The sequence below is a fragment of the Citrobacter sp. TBCS-14 genome (assembly GCF_005280805.1).
GTDB classification, from domain to species: Bacteria; Pseudomonadota; Gammaproteobacteria; order Enterobacterales; family Enterobacteriaceae; genus Citrobacter; species Citrobacter gillenii.
Map to the genome: position 1 here is coordinate 1 of NZ_SZWM01001111.1, position 472 is coordinate 472.

The 472-nt window shown below is 48.2% G+C and carries 1 pseudogene; it reads left to right on the forward strand.

Annotated features, from left to right (window positions below):
* Positions 1-472: pseudogene (pyrG, locus tag FDX22_RS24300) on the forward strand (CTP synthetase); the annotation flags it as partial.

Here is a 472-nt window from a genome sequence, read left to right on the forward strand (position 1 = left end):
GCCGTTCCTTGAAGCGATTCGCCAGATGGCCGTAGAAATTGGCCGTGAGCACACGTTGTTTATGCATCTGACGCTGGTTCCGTACATGGCGGCGGCAGGTGAAGTCAAAACTAAACCGACTCAGCACTCGGTAAAAGAGCTGCTTTCTATCGGTATTCAGCCAGATATTCTGATTTGCCGCTCCGATCGTGCTGTTCCGGCTAATGAACGTGCAAAAATTGCATTATTCTGTAACGTCCCGGAAAAAGCGGTGATTTCTCTGAAAGATGTCGATTCTATCTATAAAATTCCAGGCCTGTTGAAATCTCAGGNACGATTCAGCTTGAACTGTCCGGAAGCGAATCTGTCAGAATGGGAACAGGTTATCTACGAAGAAGCGAATCCGGCAGGCGAAGTGACTATTGGTATGGTCGGCAAGTACATTGAACTGCCGGATGCCTATAAGTCAGTTATCGAAGCGCTGAAGCACGGT